A 22691-nucleotide genomic window follows, 5' to 3' on the forward strand; every position below is an offset into this window, starting at 1 on the left:
CCCCTCCTGAAAGGAAACCCATGAAGAAATCCCTGCACCTCGGTGCGCTCGCCGGCGTCGCCGCGCTGATGCTCACCGGATGCCAGTCCGCCGGCGAACCGGCATCCGCACCGTCGCCCGAGGCCGAGCCCGCCGGTTCGTCCCGGGTCGTGATCGGCTCAGAAGGCGGTGTGGCCGTCCTCGACGCCACCACGCTCGAGGTGCTCGACACGTTCGACACCGAGGCCTTCGTCCGCCTCAACCCCGCGGGCGATGGCCGCCACGCCGTCGTGACGACGTCGGAGGGGTTCCAGTTCCTCGATGTGCAAGACCCCGAGCTGACCGACCTCGTCGTCCCCGCTGCCGCGGCCGGACACGTCGTGGCACACGCGGGGCTCACCGTGCTCTACGACGACGCGACGAGCGACACCACGATCTTCGACTCCGCTGAGCTCGCCGCGCGGGGCGACTCGTTGCCCGAGCCCGAGGTGATCGACGGCGTCACTGCACACCACGGCGTCTCGGTCGTCCTCGAGGACGGCTCGCTGCTGACCACGGTCGGCGACGAGTCGGGTCGGTCGGGTGTGCGCCAGACCGATGCCGCAGGCGACGAGCTCGCCGTGAACACCGACTGCCCCGGCGTGCACGGCGAGGGCACGGCCGAAGGCGAGACGGTCGTCTTCGGCTGCGAGAACGGCGCGCTCGTCTTCCAGGACGGCGCATTCACGAAGCTCACCTCGCCGGACGAGTACGGCCGCATCGGCAACGCCTACGTCTCCGAGACGAGCCCCCTCGTCGTCATGGACTACAAGGACGACCCCGACGCCGAGGGCTACCTGCTCCACGCCATCGCCCTCGTCGACACCGCCGTGAAGACCCTCGAGAAGGTCGAGCTGCCCGACGGCGTCGAGTACACCTACCGCGGTGTCGGCCGTGGGCCCGCCGGTGAGGCCGTCATGATCGCGACCGACGGCAACCTGCACACGATCGACCCGGCGACCGGTGAGATCACCGACTCGCTCCAGGTCGTCGACCCGTGGGAGGGCCCGACCGAGTGGCAGGACCCGCACCCCGCCGTGAAGGTCTTCGGCGACATCGCCTACGTGACCGACCCGGCCGACAGCGAACTCGTCGCCGTCGACCTCACCACCGGCGAGATCGTCGGGGCCGTGCAGCTCGACGAGGTGCCGAACGAGATCGCCGTCGTGGGCTGAGCCGCGGCATCCACGCATCGAACCGACACGAATGGTCGCTTCCCCTCGCGGGAGGCGACCATTCGCGTCGCCTCGAGGTGCGCGCGCCGGGGTCAGCGCGCGGGTCGCAGGGTGACGCCGCCGGCCGAGACCTGGACGTCGATGGTGGATGCCGCGCCGCTCGCCGTCCGCAGTTCATTGTCGAAGCCGCCCGCCGATACCTCGGAGGTGACGTCGTAGGTCCCGTCGGGGAGTGTCGCGTCGAGCGATCCCGCGCTGACATCGATCCGGAGATCGCTCGGCGCATCGCCCGAGAAGTCGGCAAAGATGTCGCCCGCGCCGATCTGGAGGTCACCCTCCTGGACGTCCGCGAGGTCGACGTCCGCCCGGCCCGCGCTCACATCGACGGTCAGGTACGTCGCCGATCCCGTAACGGTCGCGTCGCCCGCGCCGACGTGCACCTGCAGGTCGCTGTACTCGCCGTCGGCGGAGAGCGAACCTGCCGACACTTCGAAGTGCGCGTCGAGCGGCGTGGTCGCGTATCGCTCGGGGAGGGTGAGCGTCGCGCGGTCGGCGTCGATGTCGAAGCCCCGCCAGCCCGCCCACCAGGGCGTACCGTTCTCGACGCGCAGCTCGCCGCCGCTGCGGCTCAGCCGCCAGCCGCGGTCGCCGCGGTCGGCGTCGAGTCGAGCCTCCTCGACGTCGGCGTAGACGATGGTGAGGTCACCCGCCGAGACGTCGACGCTGAGCATCTCGATGCCCGTGGCATCCGCTGTCCGCGCACCGGGGCGATCGCCTGCGAACCATAGTGCGGACGCGACGCTCGAGAGCACGGCACCGAGGACGACTGCCGATCCGACGACGATCGCGATAATCGCGACGGCGCGCGACGAGGAGCGCGGCGGGGGAGCGACGGGCGGGGTTGCCCCCGGAGCCGCGGCAGGGGGCTGGAGGTCGGTGGTCATCGGTCTGCTCCGTTCGTCGCGGCGTCGCCGCCGTGCTCGAGGTGGACCAGGGCGGCGAGCACCCGGCGGTTGCCGTGCTCGTCCTGCTCGAGGTCGAGTTTCTGGAAGAGGGAGGTGATGTGCTTCTCGACGCTCGCCTCAGAGACGAAGAGCGCCGCGGCGATCGCTTGGTTGCTCTTGCCCTCGGCGATGAGCGCCAGCACCGAGCGCTCGCGGTCGGTGAGGCGTGCCATCCGCTCGTCGCGGGCGCGGCGAGTTAACAGCTGCGCCACCACCTCGGGGTCGAGCACGGTCGCGCCGGCGGCGATGCGGTCGACCTGGTCGAGAAAGTCGCGCACGTCGGCGACCCGATCCTTCAGCAGGTACCCGAGGGCGGCGTTCTGTCCGGTGATGAGCTCGCTCGCGTACCGCTCCTCGACGTACTGGCTCAGCACCAGGACGGGGAGGGACGGATGCTGCGTGCGCAGCGCGAGCGCCGCCCGGATGCCCTCGTCGGTGTAGGTCGGCGGCAGCCGCACGTCGAGGATGCAGAGCTCCGGCGCGGTCTCGACGACCGCATCGCTGAGCCCGCGGGCGTCGGGGAGCGCTGCGACCACGGCGTGGCCAGCGTCCTCGAGCACCCGCACGAGGCCTTCGCGCAGCAGGGTCGAGTCTTCGCAGATCAGGATGCGCACGGGACGCTCACCTCCAGGGCGGTCGGGCCGCCGACGGGGCTGTCGAGGCGGGAGGTCCCGCCGGCCGCAGCCACGCGGTTCACGATGCCGTCGAGTCCGCCACCCGGCGTGACGGTCGCTCCGCCGATGCCGTTGTCCTCGACGCGGGCCCAGAGCGACCCGTCGCGGCTCCGCACGACGACGCGAACTTCGGTCGCTCGAGCATGCTTGGCGGCGTTGGTGAGTGATTCGGCGATGACGAAGTAGACCGCGGCTTCGGCGGTGCTGCTGCAGCGCCCGTCGACGCGGACGTCGAGCGCGACGGGCACATGCGACCTGGCGGCGAGGGCCGAGAGGGCGGCATCCAATCCCCGATCATCGAGGACGGACGCGTGGATGCCGCGGGCGAGCTGTCGCAGCTCGGTGATGGCGGCTTTCGTCGAGGTGTGCGCTTCGTCGATGAGCGCCTTCGCGGCGGCAGGGTCGTTGTCGATCTTCTGCTGGGCGAGGCCGAGCGTCATGCCGACCGACACGAGGCGCGGCTGGACGCCGTCGTGGAGGTCGCGTTCGATGCGGGTGCGCTCCACCTCGCTGGCACGGACGGCACCGGCGCGCTGCGCACCCGCGGTGCGGGCCTGCTCTGCGAGGAGCGCCTCACGCGAGGGGACGAGCACGGCGCGGGTGACGACGCCGTCGAGGAGTGCGACGCCGAAGAGCAGGCCGAGGCACAGAAGGGCCCCGACGATGCCGCTGACCACGATCCAGCCGTCGGCGATCGCGAGGTCGGTGAACGGGACTCGGCCGAAGCCACCGCCGGTGAGCGGCGAGAAGGCGAGTTGGATGCCGCCGATCAGGCCCCAGACCGCGCCGATGACGAGCCAGCCGAGGATCACCGCGACGACGGCGCTGCCGAGGCCGCGCCACATGGCGCCGTCGGTGCACTGCGCCCACAGGGTGCGGAAGAAGCCGCCGAAGCCGGGCTGTCCGCTCGTGCGCGGTCGCAGCTGCGGCAGCCCGTAGCGGTAGAGGCCGTCGACGCGCTCGTACTCGACCCATGCGGCGGCCCACGCGATGTACAGCGCGGCGATGAGCAGCAGCAGCCCGAAGCCGAGGAAAAGGAGGGTGCCGATGCCGGCGGAGATCAGGGTGGTGATCACGGTGATCACCGCGGTGCCCGCGAGGGCGATCGCGACCAGCTGCGCGAGTGCGCCGAGCCGGACGAGCAGCCGGTGGCGCCGCACGAGCGGGGTGGGTTCGGAAGTCATGACACCAACGTAGGGCGGCGTCACGGGCGCCACATCGGGGCCGACCGGAGACCTCGCTTCGGGTTAACCCCCGGTTCCTGCGGAGCCGTCGGCGAGCCCGCGGGCGTAGGCCTCGCGGGTGCCGAGCGAGAAGAGGTCGCGCTCGGCGGGGCGGACGATCGAGCGGGCGCCGGGCAGATCGAGGTCGCCCACGAGGTCGGCGCGCCCGCGCACGACGGCGACGGGCAGCCCGGTCGACTTGCGCTTGACGAGGTCGGCCGCGGCGGCGAGTTCATCGCCGACGCAGGGGAGCGTCACGGCGAGGGGTCTGCCCGCGGCATCCGTCTCGCCTCGCAGGTCTTCGATCACCACCACGCCGCCGGCGCCGATCGCGCAGTCGGTCTGCCCCTCGCGCCAGGCGCGACCGAGGGTGTCCGAGACGATGACGCCGACGTGTGCACCCGTGCGGGCGCGGATGCCGCTCGCGAGCGCCCGAGCGGAGGCGTCGGGGTCCACGGGGAGGAGCAGGATCGTCCCCTCGGCGGTGTTGCTCGCGTCGACCCCGGCGGCGGCCGCGACGATGCCGAGGCGACTCTCGACGATCCGCACCGTGCCCGCCTCGTTCTCGGCGACGATGCGGACGCTCTCGTCGGCGATCGCCGCGTCGCGCTCGCATGCCGGCCGGGTGCGCCCCTCGGCCTTCGACACGATCTTGCTCGTGACGACGAGGATGTCGCCGTCTTCGAGGGCACCACGCGCGGCGGCGACGATCGTGCCGACGAGGTCGTCACCGGCCTGGATCTCGCCGATCCCGCGCAGTGGCCAGACGGTGAGCGCATCGGGGTCGGACATGGCGTCAGGATACGTCGCCCTACGCTGAGGGCATGACCGCCGCTTCCCCCCATGTCGTCCTCCTCGCCGGCGGTGTCGGCGGTTCCACCTTCGCGGTGGGACTCCGCGACGAGCTCGCCGCACGCGGCGGCCGCCTCACCGTGATCTGCAACACGGGCGACGATCTGTGGCTCAGCGGACTTCGGCTGCAGCCCGATGTCGACTCGATGCTCTACGCGCTCGCCGGCGTCAAAGACGATGCGAAGGGGTGGGGCCGAGCCGGCGACTCGCAGCGGGTCTCGGGCGAGCTGCGCGAGTGGGGCGTCGGCTGGGAGTGGTTCGAGCTGGCCGACCTCGACCTCGGTGCGCACATCTCCCGCACGTCGTGGCTGCGCGAGGGTGCGAGCGTGTCCGACGCGGTCGCCCGGTTGCAGGCGCGCTGGCCGCTCGGTGCGACGCTGCTGCCGATGACCGACACCGAGGTCGATACGCAGATCGTGCTCCCGGACGGCGGGCTGATGCACTTCCAGGAGTGGTGGACGAGGCATCGTGCGCGCATCGAGCCGGTGCGGTTCGAGAACTCGGGCATCGACACAGCGCTCCCCGCCCCGGGCGTGGTCGACGCGATCGCGCAGGCCGACGCCGTGTTGATCGCTCCGTCCAACCCGATCGTGTCGATCGGGCCCATTCTGACCGTCCCCGGCATCCGCGAGGCGGTCCGCGTGGCACGCGGCCCGGTGGTGGGAGTCTCGCCGATCATCGGCGGCGCGCCCGTCCGCGGCATGGCCGACGTCTGCCTCCGAGTCGCCGGCGTCCCGTGCACCGCCGACGGGGTCGGCCGGCACTACGGCGCGCGCACCGACGGTGGCCTGCTCGATGCGTGGCTCATCGCCGAAGAGGATGCCGCGGTGGCGGCATCCGTCCCCGATGTCGACGTGCGGGTCGAACCCCTCTGGATGCGCGGGCCGGACCTGACCCGCGCGCTCGCCGTCGCGACGCTCCGCGCGGCCGGCCTCTGACGCGTCAGCCCATCGCGGGCACGGCTGCCGCTTCGGCCAGTGCCTCGGCGACGAGCCGCGCGTTCTCGACGACCATGCCGCCGGTGACCCGGACGTGGGGCGTCGTGGTCGTGTCGCCGGGTGCCAGGTAGGGGCTGCCGGCCGAGACAGCGATGCCGGATGCCGCGAGCCGCACCCGCGCGGCGCGTTCGTCGAGCACCGGCAGCCAGAGGTTGATGCCGTCGGGGTCGCCGACGTCGACGCCGTTCCGGCGGAGCGCGACCGCGAGTCGGTCGAGCCGGTCGCGGTAGATGAGGCGGGCGGTGCGGACACGCGCGACGGACCCCGGGTCGGTGAGGAGCCCGAGGAGCACGGTCTGCAAGACGCGCGAGGTCCATCCGGGGCCGAGCATCCGCCGCGCGACGAGCCGCTCGACGATGCGCGCCGGCCCGCCGAGGGCGGCGATGCGCAGGTCGGGGCCGTGCGACTTCGAGAAGCTGCGCACGTGCACGACCTGGTTCGGGATCCAGCGGGCGAGCGTGACGTCTGGCGCCGAGCTGATGAGTGCGGAATGGTCGTCCTCGACGACCGTGACCTTGCGGGCGTCAGGGGTCTCCATGATGAGCCGCGCGAGCGTCCGCGCACGTTCGACGGTCATCGAGACGCCGGTCGGGTTCTGCGCCCGCGGCTGCAACACGACGGCGGCGGGCCGCCGCGCGAGCGCGTAGGCGAGCGAGTGTGGTGTCACGCCGTCGCGGTCGAGGCTGAGGGGCACCGCCTCGGCGCCGAGCGCCTCGAGCAGGTCGAAGAAGTACGGGAAGCCGGGGGATTCGACCGCGACACGGTCGCCGAAGCGCACGACCTGCTCGAGCGTGCGCGAGATGCCGTCGAGCGCGCCGTCGACCACCGTGAACGTCTCGACGCCGGGCGCCGGCCACGTCTCGGCGATGTGGGCGTGGAGCTCGGGGAGCACCGGAAGGTCGTGGTACCGGCCGGTGTCGGCCCGCGGCGAGACCCGGGCGAACGCCGCCTCGAGCGGGGGCAGCATCGCAGGGTCGGGCGTGCCGTGCGAGAGGTCGAGCCGCACCTCGTGCGCGGCGCCGGCGAGTCCCTGCACGCGCGGGCTCAGCCACTCGCGGGGTTCCGCGCGCACGAAGCTGCCCGCCCGTCCGCGCGAGACGATCGCGCCGGCATCCGACAGTGCCCGCCACGCCGCCGCGATCGTGCCCGCCGAGACGCCGAGCGCCGTCGACAGCTCGCGCACGGTGGGGAGGCGCTCGCCGGCATCGAGGTCGCCGTCGGCGATCATGCGTGCGATCTCGCCGGCGATGCCGCGCGGTGTCCGGCTGGTCAGCGCGTCGGGTCGGAGCATCCGATCTCTCCTCGAGCAGGTGTCCGGAGGATTAACGGCCTCGACACAATCGGAAACTGCGAAGAAATGTTCAAGCTCGACAGTAACAGAAACGACGAAGGGGGCAGCAGATGGCGACGGTGCGGGCAGCGATCACGCAGACGACGTGGACCGGCGACAAGGAGTCGATGCTCGACAAGCACGAGCAGTTCGCGCGGGAGGCAGCCGCGCAGGGCGCCCAGGTCATCTGCTTCCAGGAGCTGTTCTACGGTCCCTACTTCGGCATCACGCAGGAGAAGAAGTACTACCGCTACGCCGAGCCCGTCGACGGTCCGATCGTGCAGCGCTTCGCGGCCCTCGCGAAGGAGCTCAACATGGTCATGATCCTCCCGATCTACGAGGAGGAGCAGACCGGCGTCTACTACAACACCGCAGTCGTCGTGGATGCCGACGGCACGATCCTCGGCTCGTACCGCAAGCACCACATCCCGCACGTCGAGAAGTTCTGGGAGAAGTTCTACTTCCGTCCGGGCAACATCGGCTACCCCGTGTTCGACACGGCCGTCGGCAAGGTCGGCGTCATCATCTGCTACGACCGGCATTTCCCCGAGGCGTGGCGCGAGCTCGGACTGAACGGCGCGCACCTCGCCTTCAACCCGAACGCCACCAAGCCCGGCCTGTCGAACCGGCTGTGGGAGGTCGAGCAGCCCGCAGCCGCGGTCGCCAACGGCTACTTCGTGCTCGCGCCGAACCGCGTCGGCCGTGAGGACAACGAGTACGGCGACGAGGCGGTCACCTTCTACGGCACCAGCCAGATCGTGGACCCCCGAGGCAACTACGTCGGCGAGCTCGGCTCGGGCACCGACGAGGAGATCCTCATCCGCGACCTCGACATGGACCTCGTCCGCGAGATGCGCGACGACTGGCAGTTCTACCGCGACCGCCGGCCCGACTCGTACGGCGAGATCGTCGCCCCCTGAGTCGCACCCGCACCGACCCGACGTCCGAAGGAGCGAACGCATGGCCACCACCCTCATCACCGGCGGCACCGTCGTCTCGGCCACCGGCCGAGTCGCCGCCGACGTCCTCGTCGACGGCGAGACCGTCGTCGCGGTGCTCGCGCCGGGATCGATCGTGCTCGGGCACGACCTCGCGGCATCCGTCGGCACCGTCATCGACGCGACCGGCAAGTACGTCATCCCGGGCGGCATCGACGCGCACACGCACATGCAGCTGCCGTTCGGCGGCACGTCGGCGTCCGACACGTTCGAGACCGGCACCCGCGCAGCGGCATGGGGCGGCACGACGACGATCGTCGACTTCGCGGTGCAGCGCCAAGGCGAGCGGGTCGAGGACGGACTCGCGCACTGGCACGAGCTCGCGGCGGGGGAGTGCGCCGTCGATTATGGCTTCCACCAGATCATCGGCGGCGTCGACGAGCACTCGCTCGCGGCGCTCCCGACCCTCATCGACGAGGGCATCACGAGCTTCAAGATGTTCATGGCCTACCCGGGGGTCTTCTACGCGGACGACGCGCAGATCCTGAAGGCGATGCAGGTCTCGGCCGACACTGGCCTGCTCACGATGATGCACGCCGAGAACGGCCCCGTCATCGACGTGCTCGCCGAGCAGCTCGTGAAGGCCGGCAACACCGACCCGTACTTCCACGGCAAGGCCCGCGTCTGGCAGGCCGAGGAAGAGGCGACCCACCGTGCGATCATGCTGTCGCACATCACGGGGGCGCCGCTGTACGTCGTGCACGTCAGCGCGAAGCAGGCCGTCGAGCAGCTCGCCGTCGCACGCGACCGCGGGCAGAACGTCTTCGGCGAGACGTGCCCGCAGTACCTCTACCTCTCGCTCGAGGAGCACCTCGGGGCGAGGAGCGAGGAGTGGGGATCGTTCGAGGGCGCGAAGTACGTGTGCTCGACCCCGCTGCGCTCCCGCGCCGAGGGCCACCAGGACCACATGTGGCAGGCCCTGCGCACGAACGACCTGCAGATGGTCTCCACCGACCACTGCCCGTTCTGCATGAAAGACCAGAAGGAGCTCGGCCGCGGCGACTTCCGCGCGATCCCGAACGGCATCGGCTCGGTCGAGCACCGCATGGACCTCATGTACCAGGGCGTCGTCACCGGCGAGATCACCCTGGAGCGCTGGGTCGAGCTCACCAGCACGACCCCCGCGCGCATGTTCGGCATGTACGGCAAGAAGGGCGTCATCGCCCCCGGAGCCGACGCCGACATCGTCATCTACGACCCGAACGGCCACACCTCGATCGGGTACGACAAGACCCACCACATGAACATGGACCACTCCGCGTGGGAGGGCTACGAGATCGACGGGCACGTCGACACGGTCATCTCGCGCGGCAAGGTCATCGTCGACGACGGTGCCTACCTCGGCCGCAAGGGCGATGGTCGGTTCGTCAAGCGCGGCCTGTCGCAGTACCTGATCTGAGAGGCGCCACATGGACTTCGGAGTCGTCCTGCAGACCAACCCGCCCGCCGCGCGGACAGTGCAGCTCGCCACACTCGCCGAGGCGCACGGGTTCAGCCACGTGTGGACCTTCGACTCGCACCTGCTGTGGGAAGAGCCCTACGTCGTGCACTCGGCGATCCTGAACGCCACCAAGCGGGTGACGGTCGGCCCGTTCGTCACCAATCCCGCGACGCGGGACTGGACCGTCACGGCATCCGTCTTCGCGACCCTCAACGAGATGTACGGCAACCGCACGATCTGCGGCATCGGCCGCGGCGACTCGGCGGTGCGCGTCACGAACGGCAAGCCCGTCACGATGCGGGAGCTCCGCGAATCGATCCACGTGATCCGCGAGCTCGGCAACTCGCGCGCGGTCGAGTACAAGGGGGCGACGCTGCAGTTCCCGTGGAGCCGCGGCTCCGAGCTCGACGTCTGGGTCGCCGCGTACGGTCCGCTCGCGCTGAAGCTCACCGGCGAAGTGGGCGACGGGTTCATCCTGCAACTCGCCGATGTCGACATCGCCGCGTGGATGATCAAGGTGGTGCGGGATGCCGCTGCCGCGGCCGGCCGCGACCCCGACTCGATCGCGTTCTGCGTCGCCGCGCCGATGTACATCGGCGACGACTGGGAGCACATGCGCGACCAGTGCCGCTGGTTCGGCGGGATGGTCGGCAACCACGTCGCCGACATCGTCTCGAAGTACGGCGCGGACGGCGAGGTGCCGCAGGCGCTCACCGACTACATCGCGGGGCGCACGGGGTACGACTACAACTCCCACGGCAAGAGCGACAACGACCACGTCGACTTCGTGCCGGACGAGATCGTCGACCGGTTCTGCCTGCTCGGCACCGCGGAAGACCACATCGCGAAGCTCGAGCAGTTGCGCGCGATCGGCGTCACCCAGTTCGCCGGGTACCTCCAGCACGACAACAAGGAGGAGACCATGCGCGTGTACGGCGAGACGGTCATCCCCGCGCTGTCCGAGCACATCACGGCCAAGTCATGACGCGGCGCTCCGCAGCGGCCTGGGGGTGGGGCGTCGCCGGCGTCCTCGCCGTCGTGGCCCTGTGGGAGGCGTACAAGTGGTTGGGCCCGGCGGACGGCGTCGTCCTCGGCGGAGAAGAGGGACTGCGCATCCTGCCGCGCACTCACGACCGTGCGATGCCGCACGTGTGGGACATGATCGTCCGGCTGTTCGAGCCCACGAGCGGCGCGGCGACGCCGCCGCTGTGGGCGTCGGTCGGCACTGCGGCGCTGCTCACCCTCGGGATCGCGGCCGTCGGCTGGGTGATCGGCGTCGCGGTGGGGATCGGGCTCGCCCTGATCATGCAGCGGTGGCGCGTCGCCGAGTGGGGGCTGCTGCCGTGGATTGTGGTGTCGCAGACGGTGCCGCTCATCGCGTTCGCGCCCCTCGTCGCGCGGATCGGCTCGCAGATCGACCGGGGTGGATTCCCGTGGCCGGAGTGGCTGTCGGTCGCGGTGATCGCGTCGTACCTGGCGTTCTTCCCGGTGGCCATCGGCGCACTCCGCGGGCTCAGCTCGCCCGACGCGATCCATCAGGACCTGATGCGCAGCTACGCCGCCGGCTACGGACAGACGTTGCGACTGCTGCGGCTGCCAGCGGCGGTGCCGTACCTGCTGCCCGCCCTGCGGCTGGCGGCGGCGAACGCCGTCGTCGGCGTCGTCGTGGCAGAGGTCTCGATCGGCATGCGGGGCGGACTCGGACGGATGCTGCTGCAGTTGGCGCAGTCCGCCTCGGCAGACCCGGCGCTGCCGTGGGGGCCGATCTTCGGCGCGATCGTGCTGGGGCTCGTCGCCGCCGGCTCGGTCGCGCTGCTCGGCGCGACACTGCGTCGCTACCGCCGCGGGGAGCAGGTCGCATGAGCCGCCCCCGTCACACGATCGCCACCTGCGGGCGGAGAGGAACCCACGCATGAGCGACATCGCCGTGCGCGCCACCGGCGCGAGCCGGACGTTCGGCAGCCGCAAGAAGACCGAGGTCCACGCCCTCACCGACGTCGACCTCGAGGTCGCCGCCGGCGAGTTCGTGTCGCTCATCGGTCCCTCGGGGTGCGGCAAGTCGACGCTCATGCGTCTCATCGCCGACCTCGACCAGCCCACCGCCGGCTCGATCGAGGTGTTCGGCAAGCCCGCGAAGCAGGCTCGGCTCGACCAGGACTACGGCATCGCGTTCCAGCAGGCGGGGCTCCTGCCCTGGCGTACCGTGCTCGAGAACATCGCCCTGCCGCTCGAGCTGCACGGCGTGGCATCCGCTGCCCGAAAGGCCCGCGCGACGGAGCTCGCCGGCCTCGTGGGGCTCGCCGAGTTCGCGCACCGCTACCCCGACGAGCTGTCGGGCGGCATGCAGCAGCGCGTCGCGATCGCCCGCGCCCTCGCGACCAAGCCGAAGCTGCTTCTCATGGACGAGCCGTTCGGTGCGCTCGACGAGATGACCCGCGAGCGGATGCAGACCGAGCTCATCCGCATCACGGTCGAGACCGGCGCCGCCGTCGTGTTCGTGACGCACTCGATTCCCGAGGCCGTGTACCTCTCCGATCGGGTCGTCGTCATGTCGCCGCGACCGGGACGCATCACCGACGTGCTCGAGATCCCGTTCGGCGACGATCGGCCCGAACTGCTGCGCGAGTCGCCGGAGTTCTTCCGCCACGTCACCGCCGTCCGGGAAGCACTCCACGGCACCCCGACCCAGCGCGCGAACGAGCGGTGACCGCCCACCATGTCGCCAGTCGCTGAACGCATCACCCGAATCGCCGCGCCGGTGGGGACCGGCGTGCTGCTCGTCGTGCTGTGGCAGGTGCTGTCGGGGGTGAAGATCGGGCGGCTCGCCCTCATCCCGGCGCCCGTCGACGTGTTCGAGACTGCGGTGCGCCACTTCGGGATCGTGCTCGACGACGCGCTCGTCACGGGAGGGAACACGCTCGTCGGCCTCGTCCTCGGCACGGTGCTCGGCATCGTCCTCGCCGGGCTCGCCGCGTGGCTCCGCCCAGTCGACGGCATGCTCGCGCCGCTCGTCGCCGCGATCGCCGTCGTCCCCATCGTCGCGCTCACCCCGCTGCTGAACACGATGTTCGGCGCCTCCAGCCAGACCGGCCGACAGCTCGTCGCCGCGATCGCCGCCTTCATCCCGGTGTTTGTCAACGTGCTCCGCGGGCTCCGCCAGGCGCGGCCCGTGCAGCGCGACCTGTTCCTCGCGTACGCGGCATCCGGTGGCCAGGAGTTCCGAAAGCTCACCCTGCCCACGGCGGTGCCGTACCTGCTCACCGGCGTCCGCATCGCGAGCTCGGTCGCCGTCATCTCGGCCCTCGTCGCCGAGTACTTCGGCGGCCCCACCGACGGACTCGGTACCGCGATCGCCAGCTACGCGAAGACCGGCAACGCCGCCGTCGCGTGGACCTACGTCGCCGCCTCGATCGCGGTCGGCCTCATCTTCTTCCTCGTCACGGTGCTGCTCGAGCGGCTCGCGACCAGGCGGAAGCCGACCTGACGGTCGGCTCGCTCCACCCGCACCACCCGTATCCGCACCACCCGAGACCTGCACCACCCGAACACCGAAAGGAACACCATGCGACACAGCACCCGACGCCGGTTCGCAGTCGTCACCTCCGTGACCGCCGCAGCCCTCGCCCTGTCCGCGTGCGCGGGCACCACGGACGAGACCCCCAGCGGCGAGCCCGATGTGGAGTTCGAGCCCCTCACCGAGATCAGCCTGCAGCTGCAGTGGCTGCCGCAGGCGCAGTTCGCCGGCTACTACGTCGCCCAGGAGATGGGCTACTTCGAGGAGGAGGGCTTCGACAGCGTCGACATCGTGCCCTCGGGCGGCGATATCGTCCCGCAGGACGCCCTCGCCGCGGGCGACGTCGACTTCGCCGTCGCGTGGGTCCCGAAGGTCCTCGGCACCATCGAGACCTCGGGTGCCGAGCTCACCGACATCGCTCAGGTCTTCCAGCGCTCGGGCACCACGCAGGTGTCGTGGAAGGGCGACGGCATCACCTCCGTCGGCGACTTCGAAGGCAAGCGCATCGGTTCCTGGGGCTTCGGCAACGAGTGGGAGATCTTCGCCGCGATGGCCGCCGACGGCGTCGACGCCTCCACCGTCTCCATCACGACGCAGGACTTCTCGATGAACGCCCTGCTCGACGGTGATGTGGATGCCGCGCAGGCGATGACCTACAACGAACTCGCCCAGGTGCTCGAGACCGTGAACCCCGATACCGGCGAGCTCTACACGCTCGACGACCTCGACGTGGTCTCGTACGAAGACACCGAGGGCGCCATGCTGCAGGATGCGATCTGGGCCGACACCCAGCGCCTCGAGGAGGACCCCGCCTACGCCGACGCCGCCGTGCGCTTCCTCAAGGCCGTCACGAAGGGCTGGCTCTACGCCCGGGACAACGTCGAGGAATCGGCAGAGCTGGTCTGGGACGTCGCCTCGAACGCCGAGGCCGCCTTCCCGGTCGGACCGGTGCACCAGCTGTGGCAGCTCAACGAGGTCAACAAGCTCATCTGGACCGACGCCCCCTTCGGCACCGTGCAGGAGGACGCCTGGTCGCAGACCGTCGAAGGCGCGCTCGCCGCGGTCAACCAGGACGGCATGAACCTCATCACCGTCGAGCCGCCGGCCAGCGCCTACTCGAACGAGTACATCGAAGCGGCGCTCGCCGAGCTCGAAGCCGACGGCGTGAGCGTCGACGGGGAGTACACGCCGATCGAGGTGACGCTGACCCAAGGCGGCCAATGACACAGCGTGGGCAGTAATACCCCGGAGCAGCAGGCAAGACAGTGACAAGCTGGTTCCGGGTCGAGGGCGACACCGCGCTCGACCCGGAACCACCCCGGATGTCAGGAGCACCTCGATGACCCACGCAGACCTCGACGCGCGCACGCGCGAGCTCGACCGCGCACACGTCTTCCACTCGTGGTCGGCGCAGGCCCAGATCGACCCGTTCCCGATCGCGGGCGGCCGCGGCACCTCGGTGTGGGACCACGCGGGCAACAGCTGGCTCGACTTCTCGAGCCAGCTCGTGAACGTCAACATCGGGCATCAGCACCCCGCTGTCGTCGGCGCGATCAAAGAGCAAGCCGACCTGCTCACGACGATCGCCCCCTCGACGGCGAGTCTGCCGCGTGGCCTCGCCGCGCAGCGGATCACGCACCTCGCCCCCGCCGGCTTCTCGAAGGTCTTCTTCACGAACGGCGGTGCGGATGCCAACGAGAACGCGATCCGCATGGCGCGGCTGTACACCGGCCGCGACAAGGTGCTTTCGCAGTACCGCAGCTACCACGGCAACACGGGCGCCGCGATCGTCGCGACCGGCGACTGGCGGCGCTACCCGAACGAGTACGCGCACGGTCACGCCCACTTCTTCGGCCCCTATCTCTACCGCTCCGAGTTCTGGGCGACGACGCCCGAAGAGGAGTGCGAGCGTGCACTGCACCACCTGCGCCGCGTGATCCAGTCCGAGGGGGCGTCGACCATCGCCGCGATCCTCATCGAGTCCATCCCCGGGACGGCCGGGATCATGGTGCCCCCCGCCGGCTACCTCGCCGGCGTCCGGCGGCTGGCCGACGAGTTCGGCATCGTGCTGATCCTCGACGAGGTGATGGCCGGGTTCGGCCGCACCGGCCGCTGGTTCGCGTTCGAGGGTCAGGGCGTCGTGCCCGACCTCATCACCTTCGCGAAGGGCGTCAACTCGGGCTACATCCCCGTCGGCGGTGTCATCATCTCCGACCCGATCGCCGCGATCTTCGACGACCGCGTCTTCCCCGGCGGACTCACCTACTCGGGCCACCCGCTCGCCGCGGCATCCATCGTCGCGACGATCGACGCGATGCAGACCGAGGGCATCGTCGACAACGCCCGGTACATCGGCGAGGACATCCTCGGCCCCGCGTTGCGGGAGCTCGCCGAGCGGCACCCGATCATCGGCGAGGTGCGCGGCGAGGGCGTCTTCTGGGCGCTCGAGCTCGTCGCCGACCGAGCGACCCGCGAACCCGTCGCGCCGGCACTCGTCGGTGCGCTGAAGGCCGACCTCTTCCGCCGCGGTCTGCTCGCCTTCACGAGCGAGAACCGCATCCACGTCGTCCCGCCCTGCACCGTCACCGCAGACGAAGTGGGCGCGGCGATCGAACTCTACGACGCCGCGTTCACCGCGGTGCGCTGAAAGGACACGACATGACCATCCTCGATCACTGGGTCGACGGCGCCGCCTGGACAGGGGCCTCGGCGCGCACCGGCGACGTCTACAACCCGGCTGCCGGCACGGTCTCGAAGACGGTGCGCCTCGCCTCCACCGCCGACGTCGGCGACGTGGTCGCGGCGTCCGCGGCGGCGCTGCCGGCCTGGCGCGATGCGAGCATCGCGAAGCGGCAGGGCGTCATGTTCTCGTTCCGCGAGATCCTCAACGCCCGCAAGGAGGAGCTCGCCGCGATCCTCACCGCGGAGCACGGCAAGGTGTTCTCGGATGCGCTCGGCGAGATCGCGCGTGGCCTCGAGGTGGTCGAGTTCGCGTGCGGTTCGGGCCACCTCCTGAAGGGCGACTACTCAGACAACGTGTCGACCGACGTCGACGTCTACACGCTCCGTCAGCCGGTGGGTGTCGTCGGCGTGATCAGCCCGTTCAACTTCCCGGCGATGGTGCCGCTGTGGTTCCTGCCGATCGCGCTCGTCGCCGGCAACGCGGTGGTGCTCAAGCCGAGCGAGAAAGACCCGAGCGCGGCCGACTGGATCGCGCGCGCGTTCGCCGAGGCGGGGCTGCCCGCCGGTGTGCTGAACGTCGTCCACGGTGACAAGGAGGCGGTCGACGCGCTCCTCGACCACCCCACCGTCCGGTCGATCTCGTTCGTCGGGTCGACGCCGATCGCGAAATACATCTACGAGCGGGCGAGCGCGAACGGCAAGCGCGTGCAGGCCCTCGGCGGCGCGAAGAACCACATGCTGGTACTGCCCGACGCCGACCTGGATCTCGCCGCGGATGCCGCGGTGAACGCGGGCTTCGGATCGGCGGGCGAGCGCTGCATGGCCATCTCCGTGCTGCTCGCCGTCGACACCGTCGCCGACCAGCTCGTCGCGAAGATCGCCGAGCGGATGGCGGGGCTCAAGGTCGGCGACGGCATGCGCGGTTGCGACATGGGCCCGCTCATCACCCGCGAACACCGCGACAAGGTCGCCGGGTACCTCGACATCGCGGCATCCGACGGCGCCGACATCGTCGTCGACGGTCGCGGAGTGCAGCCGGACGGCGAGGCGGACGGCTTCTGGCTCGGACCGACCCTCGTCGACAAGGTGCCGACGACGTCCAAGGTGTACACCGACGAGATCTTCGGGCCGGTGCTGTCGGTCGTGCGCGTAAGCGGCTACGAAGAGGGCGTCGCCCTCATCGAGGCAGGTCCCTACGGCAACGGCACCGCGATCTTCACGAACGACGGCGGCGCCGCACGGCGCTTCCAGCGCGAGGTGAACGTCGGCATGGTCGGCATCAACGTGCCGATCCCGGTGCCGGTGGCGTACCACTCGTTCGGCGGCTGGAAGGCGTCGCTCTTCGGTGACTCCAAGGCGTACGGCCCGCAGGGCTTCGCGTTCTTCACCCAGGAGAAGGCGGTCACCGCCCGCTGGCTCGACCCGTCGCACGGCGGCGTCGACCTGGGCTTCCCGCGCAACGGCTGACACCGCATGAGCGTCGACCGCGTCACCGATCCCGCCGAGGCCGAGCGCCTGCTGGCGGCATCCGGTGTGCGGCTCGACGCGCTGCTCGAGCGGGCCGGCGCGATGCGCGACGAGGGGCTGGTGGCGGCCGGTCGACCCGGCGTCGTCACTTACTCCCGCAAGGTGTTCCTCCCGCTCACGACGCTCTGCCGCGACCGCTGCCACTACTGCGCGTTCGTCGACACCCCGGCGCAGCTGCTCCGCAAGCAGGCGCCCGCATATCTCAGCGACGAGCAGATCCTGCGGGTCGCGCGGGCCGGGCACGCGCAGGGCTGCAAGGAGGCGCTCCTCACGCTGGGTGATCGGCCCGAGGCACGGTGGCCCGAGGCGCGGGCGTGGCTCGACGAGCACGGCTTCGCATCGACGATCGATTACGTCGCGCACGCAGCGCGGCTCGTCACCGCAGAGACCGGTCTGCTCGCGCACGCGAATCCGGGGGTGATGACCCCGGCCGAGCTCGCGACGCTCCGACCGGTCGCACCGTCGATGGGCATGATGCTCGAGACGACGTCCCGTGCACTGTTCGAGACGCCCGGTGCCGCGCACTACGGCTCTCCCGACAAAGACCCGGCGCTCCGACTGCAGGTGATCGAGGATGCCGGTGCGGCGCGCGTGCCGTTCACCTCCGGCATCCTCGTGGGCATCGGCGAGACCCTCGCCGACCGCGCCGCATCGATGTTCGCGCTGCGCGACGCGCACGCCCGCCATGGTCACCTGCAGGAGGTGATCGTGCAGAACTTCCGGGCGAAGCCGCGCACCGCGATGCACGACGCGCCCGACGCCGACCGCGACGCGTACCTCGCGGCGGTCGCGGTCGCCCGGCTCGTGCTCGGTCCCGCGATGCGCATCCAGGCGCCGCCGAACCTCAGCGACCCCGCCGAGCTCGCGCTGCTGCTGCGCGCCGGCGTCGACGATTGGGGCGGGGTCTCGCCGCTCACCGCCGACCACGTGAACCCGGAGCGGCCGTGGCCGCACCTCGACGACCTCGCGGCGCACACGGCCGCCGAGGGCTTCACCCTCACCGAGCGACTCACCGCCCACCCCGAGTACGTGCGGGCCGCCGACGAATGGATCGACCCGGCGCTGCACCGCGAGGTCGCACGCCTCGCCGACCCGGTGACCGGGCTCGCCGCTGCCGCGCCGTCGCCGTCGTCCGGTCGCCGTCGCGCCGACGCCCTGCTCGAGCGTGCCGCTACCGCGCCGCGTGAGCTCGACGCCGCAGAGTGGGAGCGGCTGCTCGTCGCCGAGGGGCGAGACCTCGAGCGGCTCGTCGCCGTCGCCGACGACGTGCGCCGCCTCACCGTCGGCGACACCGTCAGCATCGTCGTGAACCGGAACCTGACGTCGTCGGGGCTGCGGGCCGCGGCATCCGGATTCGGGGAGTTCACCCTCGACGACGCTGCCGACATCGCCCGCGACGCCGCCGCGCTCGGGGCGACCGAGCTGTGCATCCAGGGGCGGATGGATGCCGCGCTCCCGCCGTCCGCGTACCTCGACCTCGTCCGCACGGTGCGGGCCGCGACGCCCGACGTGCACCTCCACGCCTACCGGCCGCACGACATCGCCGACCTCGTCGACCGTGGCGGGATGCCGCTCGCCGAGGCGCTGCGGCAGCTCATCGCCGCGGGCGTCGATACGTTCCCGGGCACCGGCGTGAAGGTGCTCGACGACGACGTGCGCCGCCGCATCGCGCCGGACGACCTCGACGTCGACCGCTGGCTCGAGATCGTCCGCGCCGCCCACGGCGCCGGCCTCCGCTCCACGTCGGTGCTGTTCTACGGGCACGTCGAGACCGCGGCGCAGCGCATCGCGCACCTGCTCGCGCTGCGCGGCATCCACGACGAGACCGGCGGGTTCAGCGAGTTCGTGCCGATCCCGCTGCCGGGGCACGGTTCGCGGCTGGCCGACCGCGCGCCGCTCGACGAGCACCGCGCCATGGCGGCCGTGTCGCGGCTGCTGCTGAACGACGGCATCCGGCACATCCAGATCCCGTGGACGCGGCACGGCACGGCGACCGCCGCCGAGCTGCTGCGCGCGGGCGGCGACGACCTCGGCGGCACGCTCCTCGACGGGCGTGTGCGCCCCGACACCGGGGTCGAGCAGGGGCTCGAGCTGCACCTCGCGGCGGCCGAGCGACTCGTGTCGGGGCTGTTCCGACGCCTCCGCGTGCGGACGACCGACTACGGCACGCCTGGCGCGTCGAGCGAGCGGGCCGCATGACCGGGCACGTCGACGCGGTCGTCGTGGGGGCGGGGTTCGCGGGCGTCCTCGCGGCGATCGAACTGCGTGAAGCCGGGCGCGAGGTCGTCGTCGTCGAGCGCGCCGACCGGGTCGGCGGCACGTGGCGCGATAACGTCTACCCGGGTGTCGCGTGCGATGTCCCGGCGCACCTCTACAGCCTCGAACGCCACCCCAACCCCGACTGGTCGGCGGAGTTCGCACCCGGTGCCGAGATCGCCGCGTACCTCGAGCGGGTCGTCGATGCGAGCGGCATCCGCTCGTCGATCCGGTTCCAGAGTGCGCTGACGGATGCCGCGTGGGACGAGGCTGCGCAGCAGTGGCGGCTGGCGTTCTCGGGGGATGGGCCGCAGACCGCCGACGTGCTCGTGCTCGCGTGCGGGCGCCTCGCCGAACCGCACGTGCCCGACATCCCCGGCCTCGTGGGCTTCCCGGGACAGGTGATGCACACCGCCCGCTGGGATGGGTCGGTGCCGGTCGCGGGAACCCGGATCGCCGTCGTCGGCACCGGGTCGAGCGCGGCGCAGCTCGTGCCCGAGCTCGTTGCGGCCGGCGCCGAGGTCGTGCTGTTCCAGCGGTCGCCCGCGTGGATCCTGCCTCGCGGTGGGCGCCGCTACGGCCCGGCCGACCGTGCCGCGTTCGCCGCCGACCCCGGCCGCATCGCGGCGGTGCGCGCCGAGGCGCTCGGCGGCGACGACGAGCGTTTCGCGGCGCGGGCCGGTGCGCCCGCGGCATCCGCTCGCGCCGTCCGTGCAGCGCAGGCGCACCTCGCGCAGCAGGTGCGACGCCCGGCACTGCGCCGCAGGCTGACGCCGACCGACCCGTTCGGCTGCAAGCGCGTCGTGTTGTCCGACACGTTCTACCCCGCGGTCGCCTCGCGAGCGGTGACGCTCGAGGCCTCGGCGCTCGCCGCAGTGCACGGCGACACGCTCGTCGGCGCGTCGGGTGCGCGACACGACAGCATCGACCGCATCGTGCTCGCCACCGGGTTCGAGACCAGCGAGCAGCCGTTCGCGCGCCTCGTGCGCGGCGAGGACGGCGTGACGCTCGCTGAGCACTGGGCGCAGGGGATGACCGCCGTCGGCACGGTGGCCGTCGCGGGATTCCCGAACCTGTTCGTGCTCAACGGGCCGAACGCGGCGCTGCCGCACTCGTCGTCGCTGCTCGTCCTCGAACGGCAGGCGGCCCTCGTGCGTAGGCTCACGGGGTCGGGCGGCGTGATCCGTGCGCGGCCCGAGGCGGAACAGGCGGCCACGGCGGCGATCGCGGACCGCGTCGACGGCACGCCGTGGGTCGCCGGATGCCGCAGCTGGTACCGCGACGCACGCTCGGGCCGGGTCACGCTGCTGTGGCCGGGCACGACCGACGACCTCGACTCCGCGATGCGCGCCGCCGTGCGCGACGCGTTCACCGTGACGGAAGGAGCCCGATGACCATCCGCTTCGGCTACAAGGCCTCGGCAGAGCAGTTCGGCCCGGCGAAGCTGCTCGAGTACGCGGTCGCCGCTGAACGCGCCGGGTTCGACAGCGTCTACATCTCCGACCATTTCCAGCCGTGGATGCACGACGGAGGGCATGCGCCGGCGGCGCTGCCCTGGCTCGGTGCACTCGGTGCGCGCACCTCGCGCATCGTCATGGGCACGTCGGTGCTGACGCCGACCTTCCGGTATCACCCTGCGGTCGTCGCCCAGTCGATCGCGACGCTCGCCGTGCTCTACCCCGGCCGCATCGTCCTCGGCGTGGGCACGGGGGAGGCGCTGAACGAGGTGACGCTCGGGCTGGACTGGCCCGACCCGCCCGAGCGGTTCCAGCGACTCAAAGAGTCGATCGGCCTCATGCGCGAGCTGTGGGAGCGGGAGCGCGTCACGTTCGACGGCTCGTTCTACCGGGTCTCGGACGCCACGGTCTACGACCGCCCCGACGAGCCGATTCCCGTCTACATCGGCGCCGCAGGGCCCGCCGCCGCACGGCTGGCGGGCCGGATCGGCGAGGGGTTCATCACGACGAGCGGCAAAGACCCGGCGCTCTACACCGACACGCTGCTCCCCGCGGTCGACGACGGCATCGAGAAGGCGGGTCGGACGCCCGACGACGTCGATCGCATGATCGAGGTGAAGGTGTCGTACCACCCCGACCTCGAGGCGGCACGCGAGCGCACCCGCTTCTGGGCGCCGCTCGCGCTGTCGCAGGACGAGAAGATGGGCATCCACGATCCGCGCGAGATGCAGCGCCGTGCCGCCGCGCTGCCGATCGAGCGCGCGGCATCCCGATTCATCGTCTCGGACGACCCGGACGAGCACGTCGAGCGGATCGCCACCTACGTCGAGATGGGGTTCCGGCAGCTCGTGTTCCACGATCCGGGCGACGATCAGCTCGCATTCTTGCAGCGGTATGCCGACGACATCCTCCCGCGGCTCCGGAAGCGGTTCGCGTGAGCGGGGCGTGGACGGTCATGATCCCGGTCAAGCCGTTCGCCGAGGCGAAGTCCCGGCTCGAGGTGGTCGGTGCGGCGCGCGTGGACGTTGCCCGCGCGCTCGCGTTCGACACGATCGAGGTCGCCACACGCACCTCGGGCGTCGAGCGGGTCGTCGTGGTGACGGCCGACGACGGCATCGCACGGTTGCTCCCTGCCGGGGTCGTGCTCGTGCGGGAGCGCGAAGCGACCGGCATCGACGCGGCGCTCGCGCTGGCCGCCTCGCGGGTCGGCCTCCGCCGCAACCGCGCCGCACTTCCGGCCGACCTCGCCGCACTCGCACCGACCGAGCTGGCCTCCGCGCTCGCGATCGCCGCCGCGGTGCCGCGTGCCGTGGTGGCGGATGCCGCGGGCACCGGCTCCACGCTCGTCACCGCCCGTGCGGGCACGGTGTGGGCGTCGGCGTACGGCTCCGACTCGTTCGCACGCCACCGCGGACTCGGGTGCCAGCCGTTGCCGGTGCGCGCCACGTCCGGCCTGCGGCGCGACCTCGACACCCCGGACGACTTCGCGGAACTGCTGCCGCGCGCTGGCGTCCGGCTCCGCGGCGTCGCGTAGCCCTCATC

Annotated in this window: 20 protein-coding genes; 15 read left to right on the forward strand and 5 right to left on the reverse strand. The window is 71.4% G+C overall.

What is annotated here, in order from left to right; all coding sequences use genetic code 11:
• Positions 1-20 precede the first annotated feature (20 nt).
• A complete protein-coding gene (gene aztD / locus QNI14_RS09285; RefSeq protein WP_283716314.1) occupies positions 21-1193 on the forward strand; it encodes a zinc metallochaperone AztD in 1173 nt (390 codons plus the stop codon).
• Between the two features lie 92 nt (positions 1194-1285).
• Here the strand turns inward: aztD and QNI14_RS09290 are convergent, their stop codons facing one another.
• The 4 genes from QNI14_RS09290 to cofE all read right to left on the reverse strand — a co-directional run bounded on the left by QNI14_RS09290 (position 1286) and on the right by cofE (position 4886).
• Complete coding sequence (locus QNI14_RS09290) at positions 1286-2137, reverse strand: DUF4097 family beta strand repeat-containing protein (protein WP_283716315.1); 852 nt, start codon at positions 2135-2137, stop codon at positions 1286-1288.
• Complete coding sequence (locus QNI14_RS09295; RefSeq protein ID WP_283716316.1) at positions 2134-2811, reverse strand: LuxR C-terminal-related transcriptional regulator; 678 nt, start codon at positions 2809-2811, stop codon at positions 2134-2136. Before QNI14_RS09295 ends, QNI14_RS09290 begins: the two co-directional genes overlap by 4 nt.
• Positions 2799-4055 (reverse strand): sensor histidine kinase, encoded by a 1257-nt coding sequence (locus QNI14_RS09300; RefSeq protein ID WP_283716317.1) that lies wholly within the window; start codon positions 4053-4055, stop codon positions 2799-2801. The genes QNI14_RS09295 and QNI14_RS09300 overlap by 13 nt, the downstream gene beginning before the upstream one ends.
• A gap of 63 nt (positions 4056-4118) precedes the next feature.
• Positions 4119-4886: a coenzyme F420-0:L-glutamate ligase gene (gene cofE, locus QNI14_RS09305; RefSeq protein ID WP_283716318.1), complete on the reverse strand. Its 768-nt coding sequence runs from the start codon at positions 4884-4886 to the stop codon at positions 4119-4121.
• 32 nt (positions 4887-4918) lie between these two features.
• Between cofE and cofD the strand changes: the two genes are divergently transcribed.
• Positions 4919-5884, forward strand: coding sequence for a 2-phospho-L-lactate transferase (cofD, locus tag QNI14_RS09310; RefSeq protein WP_283716319.1), 966 nt, complete (start codon positions 4919-4921; stop codon positions 5882-5884).
• A gap of 4 nt (positions 5885-5888) precedes the next feature.
• Here the strand turns inward: cofD and QNI14_RS09315 are convergent, their stop codons facing one another.
• Entirely contained in the window at positions 5889-7235 is a 1347-nt protein-coding gene (locus QNI14_RS09315) for an aminotransferase class I/II-fold pyridoxal phosphate-dependent enzyme (protein ID WP_283716320.1), read from the reverse strand.
• A gap of 110 nt (positions 7236-7345) precedes the next feature.
• Between QNI14_RS09315 and QNI14_RS09320 the strand changes: the two genes are divergently transcribed.
• The 13 genes from QNI14_RS09320 to cofC all read left to right on the forward strand — a co-directional run bounded on the left by QNI14_RS09320 (position 7346) and on the right by cofC (position 22683).
• Complete coding sequence (locus QNI14_RS09320) at positions 7346-8194, forward strand: nitrilase-related carbon-nitrogen hydrolase (protein ID WP_283716321.1); 849 nt, start codon at positions 7346-7348, stop codon at positions 8192-8194.
• 40 nt (positions 8195-8234) lie between these two features.
• Positions 8235-9671: a dihydropyrimidinase gene (gene hydA, locus QNI14_RS09325; protein ID WP_283716322.1), complete on the forward strand. Its 1437-nt coding sequence runs from the start codon at positions 8235-8237 to the stop codon at positions 9669-9671.
• A 10-nt stretch (positions 9672-9681) separates the two neighbouring features.
• Positions 9682-10698: a TIGR03842 family LLM class F420-dependent oxidoreductase gene (locus QNI14_RS09330; protein WP_283716323.1), complete on the forward strand. Its 1017-nt coding sequence runs from the start codon at positions 9682-9684 to the stop codon at positions 10696-10698.
• Positions 10695-11576, forward strand: coding sequence for an ABC transporter permease (locus QNI14_RS09335; RefSeq protein WP_283716324.1), 882 nt, complete (start codon positions 10695-10697; stop codon positions 11574-11576). The genes QNI14_RS09330 and QNI14_RS09335 overlap by 4 nt, the downstream gene beginning before the upstream one ends.
• A 49-nt stretch (positions 11577-11625) precedes the next feature.
• Positions 11626-12420 carry an ABC transporter ATP-binding protein gene (locus QNI14_RS09340; protein WP_283716325.1) on the forward strand — a complete coding sequence of 265 codons (795 nt, stop codon included), beginning with the start codon at positions 11626-11628 and terminating at the stop codon, positions 12418-12420.
• Positions 12421-12429: 9 nt separating this feature from the next.
• Positions 12430-13197: an ABC transporter permease gene (locus QNI14_RS09345; protein ID WP_283716326.1), complete on the forward strand. Its 768-nt coding sequence runs from the start codon at positions 12430-12432 to the stop codon at positions 13195-13197.
• A 78-nt stretch (positions 13198-13275) separates the two neighbouring features.
• Entirely contained in the window at positions 13276-14451 is a 1176-nt protein-coding gene (locus QNI14_RS09350; protein ID WP_283716327.1) for an ABC transporter substrate-binding protein, read from the forward strand.
• 115 nt (positions 14452-14566) lie between these two features.
• Complete coding sequence (locus QNI14_RS09355; protein WP_283716328.1) at positions 14567-15874, forward strand: aspartate aminotransferase family protein; 1308 nt, start codon at positions 14567-14569, stop codon at positions 15872-15874.
• 11 nt (positions 15875-15885) lie between these two features.
• On the forward strand, positions 15886-17376 hold the full coding sequence (locus QNI14_RS09360) for a CoA-acylating methylmalonate-semialdehyde dehydrogenase (RefSeq protein ID WP_283716329.1): 1491 nt from the start codon (positions 15886-15888) through the stop codon (positions 17374-17376).
• A gap of 6 nt (positions 17377-17382) precedes the next feature.
• Entirely contained in the window at positions 17383-19635 is a 2253-nt protein-coding gene (gene cofG, locus QNI14_RS09365) for a 7,8-didemethyl-8-hydroxy-5-deazariboflavin synthase CofG (protein WP_283716330.1), read from the forward strand.
• Positions 19632-21086 (forward strand): flavin-containing monooxygenase, encoded by a 1455-nt coding sequence (locus tag QNI14_RS09370; RefSeq protein ID WP_283716331.1) that lies wholly within the window; start codon positions 19632-19634, stop codon positions 21084-21086. Before cofG ends, QNI14_RS09370 begins: the two co-directional genes overlap by 4 nt.
• Positions 21083-22087, forward strand: coding sequence for a glucose-6-phosphate dehydrogenase (coenzyme-F420) (gene fgd / locus QNI14_RS09375; protein WP_283716332.1), 1005 nt, complete (start codon positions 21083-21085; stop codon positions 22085-22087). The genes QNI14_RS09370 and fgd overlap by 4 nt, the downstream gene beginning before the upstream one ends.
• Positions 22084-22683, forward strand: coding sequence for a 2-phospho-L-lactate guanylyltransferase (cofC, locus tag QNI14_RS09380; RefSeq protein ID WP_283716333.1), 600 nt, complete (start codon positions 22084-22086; stop codon positions 22681-22683). The genes fgd and cofC overlap by 4 nt, the downstream gene beginning before the upstream one ends.
• The last annotated feature ends 8 nt before the right edge of the window (positions 22684-22691 follow it).

It is taken from the genome of Microbacterium dauci, assembly GCF_030065535.1.
GTDB classification, from domain to species: domain Bacteria; phylum Actinomycetota; class Actinomycetes; order Actinomycetales; family Microbacteriaceae; genus Microbacterium; species Microbacterium dauci.